At 65.5% G+C, this 18,116-nt stretch carries 15 protein-coding genes; 8 read left to right on the forward strand and 7 right to left on the reverse strand.

What is annotated here, in order from left to right; translation table 11 throughout:
• The first annotated feature begins 28 nt into the window (after positions 1 to 28).
• A complete protein-coding gene (locus tag ACQY39_RS08870) occupies positions 29 to 2,071 on the forward strand; it encodes a glycosyl hydrolase family 18 protein (protein WP_428505367.1) in 2,043 nt (680 codons plus the stop codon).
• 566 nt (positions 2,072 to 2,637) lie between these two features.
• Here ACQY39_RS08870 and ACQY39_RS08875 read toward each other — a convergent pair.
• Together ACQY39_RS08875 and ACQY39_RS08880 are read right to left on the reverse strand one after the other, a co-directional pair.
• Positions 2,638 to 3,471: an N-acyl amino acid synthase FeeM domain-containing protein gene (locus ACQY39_RS08875; protein ID WP_428505369.1), complete on the reverse strand. Its 834-nt coding sequence runs from the start codon at positions 3,469 to 3,471 to the stop codon at positions 2,638 to 2,640.
• A gap of 184 nt (positions 3,472 to 3,655) precedes the next feature.
• Positions 3,656 to 4,264 carry a YqiA/YcfP family alpha/beta fold hydrolase gene (locus ACQY39_RS08880; RefSeq protein ID WP_428505371.1) on the reverse strand — a complete coding sequence of 203 codons (609 nt, stop codon included), beginning with the start codon at positions 4,262 to 4,264 and terminating at the stop codon, positions 3,656 to 3,658.
• A 195-nt stretch (positions 4,265 to 4,459) separates the two neighbouring features.
• Here ACQY39_RS08880 and ACQY39_RS08885 point away from each other — a divergent pair, with 195 nt between their 5' ends.
• A complete protein-coding gene (locus tag ACQY39_RS08885) occupies positions 4,460 to 7,246 on the forward strand; it encodes a zinc-dependent metalloprotease (RefSeq protein WP_428505373.1) in 2,787 nt (928 codons plus the stop codon).
• Between the two features lie 532 nt (positions 7,247 to 7,778).
• Positions 7,779 to 8,789, forward strand: coding sequence for a transporter (locus ACQY39_RS08890; RefSeq protein ID WP_428505375.1), 1,011 nt, complete (start codon positions 7,779 to 7,781; stop codon positions 8,787 to 8,789).
• A 1-nt stretch (position 8,790) separates the two neighbouring features.
• Here ACQY39_RS08890 and ACQY39_RS08895 read toward each other — a convergent pair whose 3' ends face one another.
• From ACQY39_RS08895 to thiD, 5 genes are all read right to left on the reverse strand, one after another.
• Positions 8,791 to 9,240 (reverse strand): N-acetyltransferase family protein, encoded by a 450-nt coding sequence (locus ACQY39_RS08895; protein WP_428505377.1) that lies wholly within the window; start codon positions 9,238 to 9,240, stop codon positions 8,791 to 8,793.
• 7 nt (positions 9,241 to 9,247) lie between these two features.
• Positions 9,248 to 10,624: a UDP-N-acetylmuramate:L-alanyl-gamma-D-glutamyl-meso-diaminopimelate ligase gene (gene mpl / locus ACQY39_RS08900; protein ID WP_428505379.1), complete on the reverse strand. Its 1,377-nt coding sequence runs from the start codon at positions 10,622 to 10,624 to the stop codon at positions 9,248 to 9,250.
• Positions 10,625 to 10,679: 55 nt separating this feature from the next.
• A complete protein-coding gene (locus ACQY39_RS08905) occupies positions 10,680 to 11,354 on the reverse strand; it encodes an HAD family hydrolase (RefSeq protein WP_428505381.1) in 675 nt (224 codons plus the stop codon).
• Between the two features lie 17 nt (positions 11,355 to 11,371).
• Positions 11,372 to 12,658 (reverse strand): glutamate-1-semialdehyde 2,1-aminomutase, encoded by a 1,287-nt coding sequence (gene hemL / locus ACQY39_RS08910; protein ID WP_428505383.1) that lies wholly within the window; start codon positions 12,656 to 12,658, stop codon positions 11,372 to 11,374.
• Between the two features lie 81 nt (positions 12,659 to 12,739).
• Positions 12,740 to 13,717, reverse strand: a complete 978-nt coding sequence (thiD, locus tag ACQY39_RS08915; RefSeq protein ID WP_428505385.1) for a bifunctional hydroxymethylpyrimidine kinase/phosphomethylpyrimidine kinase — start codon at positions 13,715 to 13,717, stop codon at positions 12,740 to 12,742.
• Between the two features lie 264 nt (positions 13,718 to 13,981).
• Here thiD and ACQY39_RS08920 point away from each other — a divergent pair, with 264 nt between their 5' ends.
• The 5 genes from ACQY39_RS08920 to ACQY39_RS08940 all read left to right on the forward strand — a co-directional run bounded on the left by ACQY39_RS08920 (position 13,982) and on the right by ACQY39_RS08940 (position 18,110).
• A complete protein-coding gene (locus tag ACQY39_RS08920; RefSeq protein WP_428510765.1) occupies positions 13,982 to 14,134 on the forward strand; it encodes a rubredoxin in 153 nt (50 codons plus the stop codon).
• Between the two features lie 121 nt (positions 14,135 to 14,255).
• Entirely contained in the window at positions 14,256 to 14,633 is a 378-nt protein-coding gene (locus ACQY39_RS08925; protein ID WP_428505387.1) for a response regulator, read from the forward strand.
• A 128-nt stretch (positions 14,634 to 14,761) separates the two neighbouring features.
• Positions 14,762 to 15,127, forward strand: a complete 366-nt coding sequence (locus ACQY39_RS08930) for a response regulator (RefSeq protein WP_428505389.1) — start codon at positions 14,762 to 14,764, stop codon at positions 15,125 to 15,127.
• A gap of 16 nt (positions 15,128 to 15,143) precedes the next feature.
• Positions 15,144 to 15,704 carry a chemotaxis protein CheW gene (locus ACQY39_RS08935; protein WP_428505391.1) on the forward strand — a complete coding sequence of 187 codons (561 nt, stop codon included), beginning with the start codon at positions 15,144 to 15,146 and terminating at the stop codon, positions 15,702 to 15,704.
• Between the two features lie 102 nt (positions 15,705 to 15,806).
• Positions 15,807 to 18,110: a methyl-accepting chemotaxis protein gene (locus tag ACQY39_RS08940; RefSeq protein ID WP_428505393.1), complete on the forward strand. Its 2,304-nt coding sequence runs from the start codon at positions 15,807 to 15,809 to the stop codon at positions 18,108 to 18,110.
• Positions 18,111 to 18,116: the final 6 nt, after the last annotated feature.

The following is an 18,116-nucleotide window of genomic DNA, read 5'->3' on the forward strand; positions in this document are numbered from 1 at the left end:
TCAACCTCTATCGACGGAGCAAGACAATATGAGACTGCAACAAACAATGATCCCGGCCGCCCTGGCCCTGGCCTTCGGGCTGGCCAGCCCCCTGGCCATGGCCTACAACTGCACCGGCGTGGCCGAGTGGAGCGCCCAGTCGGTCTACACGAGCGGCAAGGTCGTGCAACAGACCAACAAGGCCTATTCGGCCAAGTGGTGGACGCAGGGCAACAGCCCGGCCACCAACGCTGGCCAATGGGATGTCTGGAAGCCGCTCGGTGACTGCGAAGGCAGCAACAACGACGTGACCCCGCCGACCGTGCCTTCGGGCCTGACGGCCAGCAGCCAGACCACCAGCAGCATCGTGCTGAACTGGAGCGCCTCGACCGACGCCGGCAGCGGCGTGGCCGGCTACGACGTCTACCGCGCGGGCAATCTGGTGGCCTCGCCCACGGCCGCCACGCACACCGACAGCGGCCTGGCCGCCGGCACCGCCTACAGCTACACCGTGCGGGCCCGTGACAAGGCCGGCAATGCCTCGGCCCAGAGCGCAGCCCTGATGACCAGCACCGCCAGCGGCGCTTGCGCCGCGCCGCCGGCGGTGCCGTCCGGCCTGGCTTCGCCCAGCCAGACCAGCAACAGCGTGAACCTGACGTGGTCGGCGGTGGCTGCCGCGCCTAACTGCACCGTTCAGTACCGCGTGCTGCAGGGCAGCGCGCAGGCCGCGCAAGTCGCCAACACCAACGCCAGCGTGACCGGACTGGCCGCCGACACGGCCTACAGCTTCAGCGTGGTGGCCTTCAACCAAGCCGGTGCATCGGCTGCCTCGCCCGCCATCTCGGTGCGCACCGCCAAGCCCGACACCAACACCGGTGCCAAGAACGTGGTGGGCTACTTCGCCCAGTGGGGCATCTATGGCCGCAACTACCTGGTCAAGGACATTGACAAGGGTGGCGCCGCCTCGCGCCTGACGCACATCAACTACGCCTTTGGCAATGTGCGCAACAACAAGTGCGAGGTCGGCCTGACCGTGCCGGTGAACGAAAGCACTGGCGTGGGCGGCGATGCGTTTGCCGACTACACCAAGTCTTTCCAGGGCTACCAGAGCGTGGACGGCGTGGGCGACACCTGGGACCAGAAGCTGCGCGGCAGCTGGAACCAGATGAAGAAGCTCAAGGCCAAGTACCCCAAGCTCAAGGTTCTGATCTCGCTGGGTGGCTGGACCTACTCGCGTGGCTTCTCCAGCGCATCGCGCCCAGAAAACCGTGTGGCCTTCGTCAAGTCCTGCATCGACGCCTACATCAAGGGCGACCTGCCGGTGACGGAAAACGCGGGCGGCCCGGGCGCAGCCGCCGGCGTGTTCGATGGCATTGACATCGACTGGGAGTACCCCGTGGCCTGCGGTTTGGCCTGCGGCAAGCCCGAGGACAAGGAAAACTTCAACGGACTGGTGGCGGAGTTCCGCAAGCAGCTCGATGCGGTTCGCCCGGGTCTGCTGCTGACCATGGCGGCACCGGCCGGCATTGACAAGATCCGCGTGTACCAGCCCGAAGTGGCGCAGAACTCGCTGGACTTCATCAATGTGATGACCTACGACTTCCACGGCGGCTGGGAGAGCACCACCAACTTCCACGCGCCGCTGTACGGCTCGCCCAAGGATCCGTCCACCGGTGATGCGCGGGTCTACAACACGGCCGATGCCATCCAGGCCTATCTGGACCGCGGCGTGCAGCCCAAGAAGTTGAACCTGGGCATCGGCTTCTACGGCCGCGGCTGGACCAATGTGCCCAACACCAACAACGGGCTCTACCAGACCGGCGCGATCCCGGCGCCTGCCACCTACGAGAAGGGCAATGAGGACTACAAGGTGCTCAAGACCTTGAACTACCCCAGCTACGTCGACCCGGTGACCCGCGCCCAGTGGATCTTCAATGGCACCACCTTCTGGAGCTTTGACACCCCGGTGCAAATCACCGAGAAGATGAACTACCTGAAGAGCAAGAACCTCGGCGGCGCTTTCTTCTGGGAGTTCAGCGGCGACGACGCCAACTCGACCCTGCTCAAGGCCGTCAGCGACGGCGTGAAGTAAGGCTGGCGATCAGGATCAGAAATCCGGAGGCGGAGGAAGGGCCGGGGGCAGTGGCTTCTCACTGCTCGGTCACTGCCCCCACAAAGCCCTCAGCTGCTTCCGGGTAGGTATCCGATCCAAGCGAAAGAAAGGCCAGCGTCTCCGCTGGCCTTTTTGTTGCTCGCAGATTCCATCGATGTGAATTGGGCGGCTCTCGGCACTGAGCAGCCGTTCGATTGGGCGGCGATCGGGCCGACTGGGCACTCTGCTCCGTTCATGTCCCCCGTCGCCCGACTGTGTCGGGCGCCTCCTCCTTGACTTCACTTCGCAGAGCACCCAGCCGTCCCGATCCAGCAAGGCCATGCCCCTCCGACGAAGACGCCGACCGGTTGAACTGACAAGGGGTGTCGGGTGAGTGCTGAAGCGAAGTTAAGGAGGAGGCCCGCGCGCAGCGCGGGACGGGGGACATGAGCGGAAGCACTCGCCCGGCGACCCTTGGCACAAGCCCCCACTTCAACGATGGCTACGTGCCGTGACCCGCCAGTCAGCCGGTGCGCGTGCACTGCCGGTGGCTTGGCGTCTCTAGATCAGAGGAACTCGCCGGTGACCGTGTCGCCTTCGAGGTCAGGGTAGTCGTCTTTGCTGGTGGCGGCGCGCAGGCTTTCGATGTCCTGGTGAGCGCGGCTGAGGCGGCCGACGATATTGGCTTCCTCGGCAATCGACAGGAAGTAGGGGTAGAGCGAGCGCACTTCCAGCGACTTCTCGGGCTGGCCACCCAGGGTGGAGATTTGCTCCTGCACATAGCTGAAGTCCAGGCACATCAGCACCGCCGGTGCATTGACGCGCGGGTTCTGCCGCTGGCCGGTCAGGACCTTGAAACCCAGCATGGCCTCGTAGAAGCGAACGTGGCGAGGGTTCACCTCGATCAGCAGGCTGTCGAAGCCCATCAGCCGGTGGGCGTAGATGTAGGCGACATGGAACAGCGAAGCCAGCACACGCTTGGACTTGGAGACGTTGTCCACCGCCAGCTTGGTGAATTCGCAGATATTGCGGCGCTCAGCGCGCAGGGCGTCTGTCTCGGGGCCGAAGGTTTCGTCCACGTTGAGGCCGGCCGGCGAGTCGAAGCCGATGGTGATGGTGCCGATGATGACTTCGGCATCGCTGGCCATCAAGGTGATGCGCTGCGGCTCCGCTTCTTCGGGCAGGTCGCTGGCAATGTAGCCCCGCGAGGCGTAGCGACGCTGGATCAGCACGCTGGCGGAGTTGCGTCGGCCGGAGGAGTCGGCATTGCGGATCTTGAACAGGCGCTGGTTGATCTCCACGCCTTTGCCCACGCCTTCGCTCTGCAGCAATTCGGGCAGCAGCGATTGCAGCTTATGCGGTGACTCGAACGTCACGCCGATGATGGTGTCGCCTTGCAAAGTACTACTTCCTCACACTCTCTCGTCCGGCTCGGGGGCTGAGCTCGTTGCCGCCTGGGCAGAGGATGTCTGCTTCGGGCGCCGCAGCATTGTCGCCAAATACGACCAACCGTGGGCAAAATTCCCGCAACATTCGCCAGTATCCATGATCGGCTTGATCTCAGTGGTCAGTGTAAGTACGGCGTCAGAGTTGCAGAAACTCGGTCAACTCAGCCAGATGCTCGTCAAAGTCACTGAGCCCATGGTCGCTGCCTTCCAGCAATCGAATCGGGCCGTCTGCATAGCGGGCCTGCATCTCCCGCCAGTCCAGCAGTTCGTCACCCTTGGCCACGACGGCCAGGCAGCGCTCCGGGTTCAAGAGCCGCTCTGGCCTCAGCGCGCGCAGCTCATCGACGTATTCCGCTTGAAAGAAAAAGCGCTCGTCCGGGTCCTGCCAGCAGCTTTGCTCGCCGATGTAGGCGGCCAGGTCACGGGCCGGATCCACGGCGGGGTTGATGACGACGGCGCGCCAGAGCGGCCGGCTCTGGATCAGGGCCGTCGTGTAGAAGCCGCCCAGTGAGCTGCCCATGACTGCCGATTCGCCCGCCGGCCAGCCCTCGGTCAGCCTTTGCAGCAGTGCGAAAGCCGCACGCGGCGAGGGCGGCAACTGCGGGCAGGCGAAATGAAGATCGGGGCGATGCTCGGCCACCCAGGCCTGCATGCGCAAAGCCTTGGCCGAGCGCGGCGAGGAGCGGAAGCCATGCAGATAAAGCAGGTGACTGCGGCGCTGGACAGGGCGTGCGTTCAGGGTCATGCCGCTGAGTGTAGGTCGGCCCGCACTTGGTACTTACCCGCGGCGGTCTAGGGCCTGCGGCCATTGACGGCCCGCAGATGACAAGACACAGTTGCCGCCTTTGTGCCGCCGGGGCCGGTTTTCGCGTCTGCTTCGCGAACTCGGCCCGGAGCCAGCGGCCCTATCTCGAACCTGCAATGTGCCAAGGAAGTCTGAATGTTCACGAGCCGCTCCACACTCCCGTTTTCGCCCATGACGCCGGCCTCGCCGCTGGGCGCTCTGAAGCTGTCTAGCCTGGCCGCTGCGGTCGCCTTGTTGAGCGCTTGCGCCAGCACCACTGCGCCGACAGGCCAAGCGCCCGCTACCGCTCCTGCCGCAGCCCCTGCTGCATCTCCTGCGGTTGCGGCCACGGCGCCGGCTGCTGCTCCGGGCGCCTCTGCGACCGTGCCCGGCGCCGCTCGCCCGCCCACCGATCCCACCGCGCCCAAGCCCTTCGCCGACATCATCAAGGACGCCAAGGTTCAAGGCGGTCTGTTCCCGATCTGGCGCAAGGACGAAAAGGTCTGGCTGGAAGTGCCCAAGGACAAGATCGGCAAGCCCTTCCTCTTCACCGCCAATGTGGCGAACGCCGTCGGTGAGCGTGGCCTCTACGCGAGCCAGATGGGCATGGACCAGATGGTCGAATGGCGTCGCATCGGCAACCAGATCCAGCTGATCGCCCTGAACACCGCCTTCCGCGGCGAGGGTGGTGGCAAGGCTGCCGTGGCCCAGGCCTTCTCGCCCAGCTTGCTGGCGGCCGGCCCGGTGGCCAGCGCCGAGCACCCGGAGCGCAAGTCGGTGCTGGTCGATGCGTCCATGTTCCTGAGTGACATCCCAGGCCTGTCGACCCGCCTGGAGGCGGCCTACCGCCTGCCTTTCGCGGCCGACCGCGCCAACTCGTACATCGAAGCCAGCCGCGCTGACGCCACACTGAGCACGCTGACCGCGCGCATGCACTTCGCCACGCCGCGCATCCCGGCGCCGCCGCTGACCCCGAGCCCGGTGCCCATGCCGACACCGCCGCAGGCCACGCCCGATGCGCGCAGCATGTTCGTCAGCTTTGTCTACAGCTTCGCGGCCTTGCCCGAGGCTCCGCTGCGGCCGCGTCTGAGCGACCCGCGCCTCGGTCATTTCATGGAGTCCTTCACCGACCTCGGCAATGACATGAAGGCCAATGCGCGCGTGCACTACATCAAGCGCTGGCGCCTGGAAAAGCAGGACCCGAACGCGGCCCTGAGCGAGCCGGTCAAGCCCATCGTCTATTGGATGGACAAGAACATCCCGGCCAAGTACCGCCCGGCCGTGGAAGCCGGCATCGTCGAGTGGAACAAGGCCTTCGAGAAGATCGGTTTCAAGAATGCTGTGCTGGCCAAGCAGCAGCCTGACGATGCCGATTGGGACAATATGGACGCCGGCCATGCCTCGATCCGCTGGTTCGTTGGCGCCGATGTCGGCTTTGCCATCGGCCCCAGCCATGCCGACCCGCGCAGCGGTGAAATCCTGGACGCTGACATCGGCATGAGCGATGTCTTCTCGCGCGGTTCGCGCCGCATGATTGTGGAAGACGTGGGCTTCAGCGCGCTGCAGGCCCAGCAGGCGACCCAGGCGCTGGGCGCGCACCGCCACGGCGCCGCCGAGGCCCTGTGCACCTATGCGCACGACGCCGCATCCGAGATGAATTTCGCGCTCGATGTGCTGGAAGCGCGCGGCGATGTGGCGCCCGACAGCCCGGAGGCCGAAGCCTTTGTGGCCGCGGTCATCAAGGACACCATCATGCATGAGGTGGGCCACACCCTGGGCCTGAAGCACAACTTCAAGGCCTCCACCACGATCAGCCAGAAGCAGTTGCAGGACAAGGCTTACACCGATGCCAACGGCATCTCCGGCTCGGTGATGGACTACAACGCCTACAACCTGGCGCTCAAGGGCGAGGCCCCGACCACTTTCAACAACACCACCCTGGGTGCTTACGACTACTGGGCCATCGAGTACGCCTACAAGCCGATCAGCGTGGAGAACGAAGCGGCCGAGCTGGCCAAGATCGCCAGCCGCAGCACCGAGCCGGCATTGGCTTATGCCGATGACGCCGATGCCGGCGGTTTCGGCCCTTACGACGGCATGGACCCGCTGGCCAACCGCTTCGACCTGGGTGATGACCCGCTGGCCTATTACAAGAAGCGCCTGAAGCTGTCCAAGGAACTCTGGACCCGCGTGCAGGACCGCAAGCCCGAGGTCGGTGACGACCCGCTGCGTCAGCGCCGCGCCCTGATGAGCGGCTTCAACCAGCTGTTCCGCTCGGCCGAGCTGGTCGGCAAGTATGTCGGCGGCATGCACGCCCTGCGTGACCTGCCCGGCAGCACCGGCCGCGCCAGCTTCAAGGCGGTCGAGCCAGCCAAGCAGCGCGAGGCCTTGCAGTTCCTGGCCAGCGGCCTGTTCAGCGTGGATAGCTTCAAGTTCAAGCCCGAGTTCCTGTCCACCCTGACCATCGACTACAACGAGTGGGAACGTGGCGGCCCGCTGAATGTGCCGGCCTCGGTGGCGCGGGTGCAGTTGGTGGCCTTGGATCGCTTGTTGAGCCAGAACACGGCGCTGCGCCTGATGGACATGCCGGCTTATGTGCCGGAAGCCCAGCGCAAGGGTCTGATCTCGCTCAACGAGGTCTACGGCACCTTGCAAGGCGCAATCTGGAGCGAGCTCAAGAGCGGCAGCGAGATCGACCGCCTGCGTCGCAATCTGCAGCGTGAGCACCTGAAGCGCCTGCAAGCCATCCTGACCAAGGGCGGCGGCGCCTCGGGCCAGATGGCCGATGCCTATGCCCTGGCTCGCTTGCAGGCCAACAACCTGGCGGCCGAACTGCGCGCCGCGGTGGCCAAGGGTGGCCAGACCGTCGAGACTCGCGCCCATCTGGCCGAGAGCCTGGACACACTGAACAGCGCCCTCAAGGCTTCGATGTCGCGCAGCTGATCTGACTCGTCTGTGATGAAGAAGGCCGGCGCCGAAAGGTGCCGGCCTTTTTTGCGACCATGTACGCGCGCCTGAGCCGCTTCGCTGCGCTCTCGGCCGCGCACAAATCGCCCGTCGTCGGGCCGAGCCACCTCCGAAGATGGCGGGTTCCACCGTCGAGAGGCAGATCGATCGCGATGCAAGCGCCCTGCAGTTTGGGTCGCCGCTGGGCGATTTGTGAAGGGCTGAGCAGCGCAGGGCATCGGGGCGCGCGCGTACTCGCGCGCTTCAAGAACTGACTTGGCGCGTCTGTCTGAACGAAACGAACGCAGTGAGTGAAGTGAGTTATGCGCCAGCCCCGAGGTGCGAGCAGCGCAAGGCAGTCGGCCCGGCAGGGCCGACCCCGGAACCATGAGCCCGGCGGCGGCCCGAACTGCAGGGCCTCACGAGGGACAACAAGAAGGCTGTTTCGTGCCGACACCCGCCACAGCAGCCCTGACATCTCCATGACGCACAATCGCGCCCGCAGCGGAGCCAGGGGAGGGCAGGCGGTATGAGTTTCAGTTTTGGTGCGCATCAGGACAGTGCCCTGATTTGCGGGTTCGTGTTGGCGCCAGCTCAGGCAGCCCGCCCGCTCAGCCTGGCCGAGGCTTTGGCCTGGTTGGCAGACGCCCCCGCGCGGGCAAGCAGCTCAGAGTTCATCTGGCTGCATTTCAATCTCACCGATGCGTCGGCCCAGGCTTGGATGCAGTCGCATCTGAGCCTGCCACCCGAATTCTTCGAGACCCTGCGTCAAGGCTCGCGCTCCACTCGCATTGAGGATGCCGACGACCACCTGATCGCCGTGGTCAACGATGTGGCCTACGAGTTTGCATTCGACCCATCCGAGATTGCCACGCTCTGGGTCAATGTCAGCCCGCAGGTGGCCGTGAGTGCGCGCAGCCACCCGCTGCGTTCCATCGACCGTTTGCGCGAAGCGGTCAAGATGGGTGCGCATTTCGACTCCACGGTGTCCCTGCTCAACCACCTGTTCCGCGACCAGGGCGATGTGTTGGTGCGCATCGTGCGCGATGCCACCGTTCAAGTGGACCGCATCGAAGACAGCCTGCTGGCAGGCCGCCTGCAGGCCAAACGCAGTGAGCTGGGCCAGTTGCGTCGCGTTCTGGTGCGACTGCAGCGCCTGCTGGCGCCCGAGCCGGGCGCCTTGTTCCGCCTGCTGCGCTTGCCGCCGCCCTGGGTCGTGCCGCAAGACCTGGATGAGCTGCGTCAGGCCACCGAGGAGTTCTCCCTGGTCATCCGCGATATGGCCGCGCTGCAGGAACGCATCAAGCTGCTGCAAGAAGAAATGGCCGCCCAGGTGGGCGAACAGACCAACCGCAGCGTCTTCACCTTGACCGTGGTGACCGTGTTGGCCTTGCCGATCAACATCATGGCCGGCATGTTCGGCATGAACGTGGGCGGCGTGCCGCTGTCCGACGATCCGCATGGCTTCGCCATCCTGGCCGTGCTGGTGCTGCTGTTCACGGCCGTGGCCGGCTGGTGGGCCTTTCGCAAGCGTGACTGATTCAGCCCGCGCCGAGGCGCAACTCCTCGTCGCCATGGTCATCGCGCCGACCACTGGGTTGCCAGCCCTGAGCACGGTAGAAGCCATGCGAACGCAGCGCCGGGTCTGCGCCGGCCATCAGCCAGGGCCTGGGGCTGCCGACTGATTGCAGATGTGACACGGCGGCGGCCAGCAAGTCGCGACCAAGGCCTTGACCTTCGCAATTAGCCAGCACGGCCAACACCAGCACTTCGCCGCTGGCCGGGTCCACATTGCAAAAGCCGATCGCCTGATCGTCGCCATCGACGGCCAGCCAGCCGCAGACCGCGCCGTCATCGAAGACCGCGCGCAGCGTGGCTGGCGTGATGCCCAGCTCCGCCAGTCTCTGCGGCGAGATGGCGTTGTCCCGCGTGCGCGCTCGAATGTGGAACATCGCGTCCACATCGGCGCTGCAGGCCGCGCGCAGCCGCATATTCAGTTCAACGCTGCGCCAGGGCCGCGAGCAGCTTGTCGTGGATGCCGCCGAAACCGCCGTTGCTCATGCACAGCAGGTGGTCGCCCGGGCGGGCGGCCTTGAGCACAGCGGTGACCAATGCGTCGATATTGGCTGTCACGACGGCTTGGGCGCCCATCGGTGCCAGAGCTTCGACGGCGTCCCAGCCCAGACCATCCTGGTGGCAGAAGCTCAGGTCGGCAGCCTCCAGAGCCCATGGCAGCTGTGCCTTCATGGTGCCCAGCTTCATGGTGTTGGAGCGCGGCTCGAAGATGGCCAGGATGCGTTCGGCCGGCGCGATGCGGCGGCGCAGGCCGTCCACCGTGGTGCGGATGGCCGTGGGGTGGTGAGCGAAGTCGTCGTAGACCTTGATGCTGCCCCCGGCAACGGCGATCTCGCCGCGCAGCTCCATGCGGCGGCGCACATTCTTGAATTCGGCCAGGGCGGCGGCACTTTGCTCGGGCGTCACGCCCAGGTGCTCGGCAGCGGCGATGGCGGCCAGGGCGTTGAGCTGGTTGTGCTCGCCGATCAGCGACCACTCGACCCGCGCCACCTTGAGGCTGCCGCGCAGCACATCAAAAGCCTGCGGTTCGCCGCGCGCACGCAGGGCGCCGCTTTCTTCCTTGCGAGCACCGAAGCGCTGCACCTCGCTCCAGCAGCCGCGGCTGAGCACGCGCTGCAGCGCCTCTTCGCGGGCATTGAGCACGATGCGACCGCTGGCCGGCACGGTGCGCACGAGGTGGTGGAACTGGGTCTCGATGGCAGCCAAGTCGGGGAAGATATCGGCGTGGTCGTATTCGAGGTTGTTCAGCACGGCCGTGCGCGGTCGGTAATGCACAAACTTGCTGCGCTTGTCGAAGAAGGCGGTGTCGTATTCGTCGGCTTCGATGACGAAGGCTGGACCTGTGCCGAGCTTGGCTGACACGCCGAAATTCTGCGGCACACCGCCGACCAGAAAGCCCGGCTGCAGGCCGGCGTGTTCGAGGATCCAGGCCAGCATCGAGGTGGTGCTGGTCTTGCCATGGGTGCCCGCCACCGCCAGCACATGGCGGCCTTGCAGCACGTGCTCGGCCAGCCATTGCGGGCCGCTGGTGTAGGCGGCGCCGGCGTCGAGGATGGCTTCCATCAGCGGGAACTTCTCGCCGCGCGTGACCACATTGCCGATCACGAACACATCAGGCTGCAGCGCCATCTGCTCGGCGCCAAAGCCTTGGGTCAGTTCGATGCCCAGGGCTTGCAGCTGATCGCTCATCGGCGGGTAGACATTGGCATCGCAGCCGGTGACGCGGTGGCCGGCCTCGCGCGCCAGAGCAGCCAAGCCGCCCATGAAAGTGCCGCAGATGCCGAGGATGTGGATGTGCATGGTCGTGATCGTCAATCGTCAGAAACGGGTGCGAGCGTAGCCGCGTGGCGATGGCTCAGGCCATGAACCACGCTTCGCTCAGGGGCAAGGCGGCTTCGAGAGAGTGCAGGACCAGGCAGCGCGGTGCGATTTCCGGGTCGGGGGATTTGAGGTCGGGCACCAGCACCACGCCGGCGCCGGCCGTCAGCGCCCCGAGGGCGCCGAAGCTGGAGTCTTCAAACACCAGGGTCTGCTCGGGCGGGCAGCCCAGGCTGCGTGCGGCCAGTTCGAACAGGTCGGGGTGGGGCTTGCCACGCGTGACCTGGTCACCGCCGTGGATGGGGCCGAAAAAGCTCAGCAGGCCCGCGAGGCCCAGGCGCCGCAGCACCTCGGTGTGTCGGGTGGAAGAGGCGACTGCGCAAGCTACGCCGCGCGCTTGCAGTGACTGAAGCAGCGACAACGCACCAGGGCGCAAGGCAAAGCCCTGGCCTTGAAACTGCGCTTCGACCTCGAGGTCCACCTCGTCGTACATGGCCTCGGCTTGGGCGTGCGAGCCCAGCTTGTCGGCCAGCACCCGCAGGCTGTCTTGGCGGTTGATGCCGACGGTCAGCAGGTAGTCGGCCTCGCTGAGCGGCGTGCCAGCGGCCGCACTCTGGCGCAGCCAGGCGTCACGGATGGGCCGCTCGGAATCAAGCAGCAGGCCATCCATATCGAAGATGGCCGCGGTGAAGCGGCGGCCGGTGTGCGGCATGACGGGGGTCGCTGCGATCAGCGCAGGGCGTGGCGGGCGGCGTCCAGCGTGGCCTGGATGTCGGCCTCGCTGTGGGCGGCGGAGACAAAGCCCGCTTCGTACAGCGCCGGGGCCAGGTAGACGCCGGCGTCCAGCATGGCGTGGAAGAAGCGGTTGAAGCGCTCCTTGTCGGTCGTCATCACGGTCTGGTATTCCTGCGGCAGCTGGTCCATCAGGAAGAAGCCGAACATGCCGCCTTGGCAATCGACGCTGAAGGGCACGCCGTTCTCCTTGGCGACCGCCGCCAGGCCGTCGACCAGGCGGCGTGTCTTGGCCGACAGGTCTTCAAAGAAACCGGGCTTCTGGATCTCGCGCAGCGTGGCCAGGCCGCAGGCGGTGGCCACCGGGTTGCCGCTCAGGGTGCCGGCCTGGTAGACGCCGCCCAGCGGAGCCAGGTGCTTCATGATCTCGCGGCTGGCGCCGAAGGCGGCCAGGGGCATGCCGCCGCCAATGACCTTGCCGAAGACGCTGATGTCGGGCTTGAAGCCGGGGATCAGGCTGGCGTAATGGCCTTGGGCGCTGTGCAGACCGACGCGGAAGCCGGTCATCACCTCGTCCAGCACCAGCAAGGCGCCGTGCTCGGTGCAGAGCTCACGCAGACGCTTCATGTACGCCGTCTGGGTGCGCACGAAATTCATATTGCCGGCGATCGGCTCGATGATCACGCAGGCCAGCTCCTTGCCATGCAGGGCAAAGGCTTCTTCCAGCTGGGCCAGGTGGTTGAACTCCAGCACCAGGGTGTGCTGGGCCACTTCGGCCGGCACGCCGGCGCTGGTCGGGTGGCCGAAGGTGGCAAGACCTGACCCCGCCTTGACCAGCAGCGCATCGGTGTGGCCGTGGTAGCAGCCTTCGAACTTGATGAACTTGCTGCGGCCGGTGGCGCCGCGCGCCAGGCGGATGGCACTCATGGTCGCCTCGGTGCCCGAGGACACCAGGCGCACCTGCTCCATGCTGGGCACCAGCTTCAGGATTTCTTCGGCCAGCTCAATCTCACGCTCGGTCGGCGCGCCGAAGGAAAAGCCTTCCCGCGCGGCCTTGGTCACGGCCTCCAGCACGGCCGGGTGGCCGTGGCCCAGAATCATCGGGCCCCAGGAGCCGATGTAGTCGATGTAGCGCTGGCCGTCGGCGTCAACGATGTAGGCGCCGTCGCCGCGGGTGATGAAGCGCGGCGTGCCGCCGACCGCGCGGAAGGCGCGCACCGGAGAATTGACGCCGCCAGGGATGACGCGCTGGGCGCGTTCGAACAGTTCTTGGTTCTTCGACATGATGAATTGACGGGCCCGGACAGCGGGCCGATAAAAATGGCAGCCCTTACAGAGGGCCAAATGGGGCCAGGTGACTCCGCTTCAATGCATGCGGCGCGGCGGGCGGCCCGGAGCCGCTTCATCCAGCTTCACCGTGACGCTGCCCGCTTGCGCCGCGGCCGCCGCTTCGGCGGCCATTTCGGCCTCTTCCTCTTCGCTGGGCGGCAAGGCCCAGAAGAAGCGGTCGGGAATGACATTGCCCATGCCGGGGCGGAAGCCGCCGTCCAGGGCCTGGTCCAGGAAGGACAGGGCCTCTCCGACGGCCGAGTGGATTTCGGCACCGACCGAGAGCAGGGCGGCCAAGCCGGCCGAGAGCGTGTCGCCGGCGCCGACGAAGTTGACTTCGAAACGCTCGAACTTTTCGCCCGTCACCGGGCCGGCCGGCGTGGCGAGCACGTTGTCGACGAACTGGTTGGGCAGGGCAATGCCGGTGACCAGCACATGGGCCGCGCCATGCTGGCCGGCGGCCACGGCCAGCTCGCGCGGCGAGGCCGGTCGGTCAGCGTCCCAGTCGGGCAGCAGAAAATCACTCAAGGTCTTGTGGTTGCCGACCAGCACATGGGTTTGCGGCAGCACCAGCTCACGGAAGGCGTCCAGATAGCTGGCTTGTTGCTCCTCGTCGAGCCAGGCGACATTGGGCAGGTAGGCGACCAGGGGTACATCGGGGTAGTCCGACAGCACCTCCGCGACCGCGCTGACGCCCTCGGCGCTGCCCAGGAATCCGACCTTCCAGGCACTGATCTGGACATCTTCCAGGATCAATCGGGCCTGTTCCGCGATGGTGTCCGGGTCCAGGGTGTGGTGTTCGAAGACTTCGGCTGTGTCTCGCAGCACGATGGCGCTGACCACCGGCAGGCAATGTGCACCCATGGCCGCGATGGTGGCGATGTCGCCAGCCAGGCCGCCGGCGCCACTGGCGTCGCTGGCATTGAAGCTCAGCACGCAGGCGGGGGCCTGGGCTTCCTGCTCGTCGAGGGCGGCCGTCGGATCGGTACTGCTGGGGCGTTCGGTCTTGTTCATGATGTGCGGCGCGGGTTCGGGGGACAGAAATTGCAAGCAAATGCAAAAAAGGCGGGCCGCAGGCGGCGAGGGCGGGTGCTCAAGCACTGCAAAACAGGCTCCTGACGCTCGGGTGTACCCTGCTTTGAAAGCATGCGCGACAGGGGGAATCCAGCTGTTGCATCCTTGCCGATTCACTGGCCCAGTAGGGCAAGCCGGCGTGGCTACAATCTTCGCATTGTAGATAGCAAACCCATACCCATCGTGAGCGAAGCAAGTACCTGGATGTGCCTGATCTGCGGCTGGATTTACGACGAAGCCGCAGGTGACCCCGAGCACGGTATTGCACCGGGTACCCTGTGGGCCGATGTCGACATGAACTGGACCTGCCCCGAGTGTGGCGCCCGCAAAGAAGACTTCGAGATGGTTCGCATCTGACGCTGCGCACTGTAGCGCTGTCCCACCCGTCTGCAGTGAGTCGTGGCTGTCCGGCCATGAGCGTGCTGCTGTGAGGAGATAAGGCTTGGACGTACAAGTTCCCGAAGGCGCAAACCCAGTCTTGGCGACCCCAGCCAAGGTGCTGGTCATCGACGACAGCAACACCATCCGGCGCAGTGCCGAGATTTTCCTCAAGCAAGGTGGCCACGAGGTGGTGTTGGCCGAGGACGGCTTCGATGCCCTGGCCAAGCTCAGTGATTACGAACCCGATCTGGTGTTCTGCGACATCCTGATGCCGCGCCTCGACGGCTACCAGACCTGCGCCATCATCAAGCGCAACCCGCAGTTCGCGGGTGTGCCTGTCATCATGCTGTCGTCCAAGGATGGTCTGTTCGACAAGGCGCGCGGCCGCATGGTGGGTTCGCAGGACTACCTGACCAAGCCCTTCACCAAGGATCAGTTGTTGAAAGCCGTGCTTTCGCACCGGCGCGGCGCCTGATACTCAGGCCGCGGCACCGGAAGTTGTTGCTGTTGACGTTGTTGTTGATGATGGTTCTGTTTGCCGACCCTGTGGTCGGTCCGGTCGCCGGGGCTTATCGCCTCGCTGCGGTGACGTGAGGACGCCAAATGCCGATACAAAAAATTCTGTTGGTCGATGATTCCAAGACCGAACTCCATGTGCTGAGCGAAATGCTCGTCAAGCGTGGCTATCAGGTGCGCACCGCCGAGAACGGCGAGGAGGCACTCAAGCGCTTGGCCGAGGAAACGCCGGATCTGATCCTGATGGACGTGGTGATGCCAGGCCAGAACGGCTTTCAGCTGACCCGAACCATCACCCGCGATGAGCGCTTTGCCAATGTGCCGGTGATCATGTGCACCAGCAAGAACCAGGAAACTGATCGCGTCTGGGGCATGCGCCAGGGCGCGCGCGATTACGTGGTCAAGCCGGTCAAGGCCGAGGAATTGCTCGCCAAGATCAAGGCCCTGGGCTGAGCATGCGAGCGCTGACATGAGTAGCAGCTCCAGCAAACAGGCCCTGCGCGACCTGCAGACCCGCCTCGCGCAACGCATGCAGGCGGCGCGTGACCAAGAGATCCAGGCCGCCAGTTGGTTGGCGGTGGAATGCGCTGGCGTCGGCCTGCTGCTGTCCCTGCGGCAGGCTGCGGAAATCTTCACTCCGGTGCCGATGCGCGCCTTGCCCTATGCCCAGCCTTGGCTGGCGGGGGTGGCCAATCTGCGCGGCGGCCTGTTCACGGTCGTCGATCTGGCGGTTTTTCTGGGCCTGCGCGAGGCCGGTGCGGTCCGTACCGAAGCCCGCCAGGACCTGGCGCAGGTGCGCATGGTGTCGCTCAATGCCGAGCTCAACACCAACTGCGCCTTGTTGGTGGACCGCCTGCTGGGCTTGCGCGGTGACGAGCAGCTGCAGCCCGATCCGGCCGACAGCGAAACAGCCGGCCAGCGCCCCCGATTTGCCGGGCCTCGCCTGCTCGACGCCGACGGCCGAAGCTGGCAGACGCTCGATCTCGAAGCTTTGGCCAAGCACGACCAGTTTCTCCGTGTCGTGGTTTGATCTGATAAGCAAGCCGAGCGCATTCAGCTAGGCTCGAGGGTTAGCGGCGCGGCCAACACCGGTTCATGCAGGACCGGTATTCAACGAATTCACGAGGGTGAGATGAGCTTCCTGGACAAGATCAAGAACCTGGGCAAGACCGAGACCGAAGGCCAAGCGGAAGCCGTCAACGCGGATTCCCAGCCATCCGGTGCGGTGCTGGTGTCCACGCAGACGCATACCGGCCCGGGCCAGTTGACGAACTCATCCATCATCTCCGAGGCCCTGCCTACCGAGCAGCAAGGCGCGACCGAGTTTGGCGAAACCACGGCCACCTTTGCCACCACCAGCGCGGCGCTCGACGGCCCCCTGACCGAGCAGCAGTCCGACAGCAAGCCGCCAGAGAACCGCCGCCAGACCGTGCTGATCGCCTTGGTCGCAGTGGGCTTGCTCGGCACGGCCGCCACGGTCAGCCTGAGCCTGGTCGGCGGCAGCCGCAGTGCGGCCCAGGTGCGCGCGGCCGGTCAGGCCTTGATGCACTCGCAGCGCATGGCCAAGTCGGTGTCCACCGCACTGGTGGGTAACCAAGGCGCGTTTGCCGAGCTGCGTGAGAGCGGCAGCGTGCTGGTCGGCGTGGTCGGCAACTTGCGCACCGGCGACGGCCCCTTGGCCGCAGCCCCCGGCAGCGTGCAACCGGTGCTGGACATTGTTCAGCCCCTGGTGGAGCGTGCTGAAAAGAATGCCAAGGTGGTGCAGGCGCAGGAAAAGGTGCTGACCGAAGTCGGCCAGGCCCTGCGCGCCATCAACCGCCAGTCCAGCGACCTGCTGGAAAGCGCCGAGGCCGTGGCCTCGGAGTCGCTGCAGCGCAATGGTTCGGCCGCTGAAATCTCCGCCGCCGGCCAGTTGGTGATGTTGACCCAGCGTATCGGCAAGAGCGCCAACGAGTTCCTGACCCAGGACGGCGTCAGCCCCGAGGCCGTGTTCCTGCTGGGCAAAGACTTGAACTCCTTCAAGCTGATTGCTGAAGCGCTGCTGAACGGCAACTCCGAGCTGCGCTTGGCCAGTGCCAAGGACCCGCAGCTGCGCGAACGCCTGGGCGCTTTGCTCAAGCAATATGAACAGACCCGCACCCAAGCTTCCGCCATTCTGGGCAATCTGCAAGGCCTGGTGGCTTCGCGCGAAGCCCAGAAAAGCATCTTGGGCGACAGCGAAACCCTGCGCAAGGGCCTGGAAGACCTGGCCTTGGAGCTGGAGTCGGCCGGTGGCGTGAGCTGGTGGTTGGCTCTGCTGATGATCGCCTCGCTGGGCGCGCTGGTGGCCGGCTCGCTCGGTTTCCTGCGCCTCTATGTGGCGGACCAGAAACAGCGCGCCATGTTGGCCGAGGCCCAGGAGGGCGAGGCCAAGGCGCAAGAGCGCGAAGCCAAGCGCGTCAACGACGCCAACCAGGCCGCGATTTTGCGTTTGATGAACGAACTGCAGTCGGTCGCTGAAGGTGACTTGACGCAACAAGCCACGGTGACCGAGGACATCACCGGCGCCATCGCCGACTCGGTGAACTACACCGTGGAAGAGCTGCGCAGCCTGGTCGGCCAGGTGCAGGCCACAGCCGCCCGGGTGACCGACACCACCGGTCAGGTCGACCAGACCTCGACCGACCTGCTGGCCGCGTCCAAGGAGCAGCTGCACGAGATCCGCTCCACCGGTGAGGCCGTGCTGCAGATGGCCGAGCGCATCAATGAGGTGTCCAACCAAGCCCAGTCCACCGCTGAAGTGGCGCGTCAGTCGCGTCAGGCCGCCGAGTCGGGTCTGCAGGCCATGCAGAACAACATCAGCGGTATGAATGCCATCCGCGAGCACATCCAGGAAACTTCCAAGCGCATCAAGCGCCTGGGCGAGTCCTCGCAGGAAATCGGTGAGATCACCGAGCTGATCTCCGACATTACCGAACAAACCAACGTGCTGGCGCTGAACGCAGCTATTCAGGCCGCCTCGGCCGGTGAAGCCGGTCGTGGCTTCTCGGTGGTGGCGGAAGAAGTGCAGCGGCTGGCGGAACGCTCGGGCGATGCGACGCGCCGGATTGCCGCCCTGGTCAAGACCATTCAGACCGACACCCACGACGCCGTGGCCGCCATGGAGCGTTCGACGCTCGGCGTGGTGCAGGGTACGCGACTGTCCGATGCGGCCGGCAAGGCGCTGGAAGAGATCGACAGCGTGTCACGTCGCCTCGATGATTTGATCGCCCAGATTTCCACCCAGGCCCTCAGCGAAGCCGCCTCCGCCAATGAGGTTGCCTCCAACATCCAGCATATTTTTGCCGTGACCGAACAGACCAGCGAAGGCACGCGCTCGACCGCACAGATGGTGCACGAGTTGTCCCGTTCGGCCGAGGCTTTGAAGCAGTCGGTGGCGCGGTTCAAGGTCGCCTAAGAGGCG

Origin of the sequence: Roseateles sp. (genome assembly GCF_965262435.1) — a bacterium.
GTDB lineage: Bacteria > Pseudomonadota > Gammaproteobacteria > Burkholderiales > Burkholderiaceae_C > Paucibacter_A.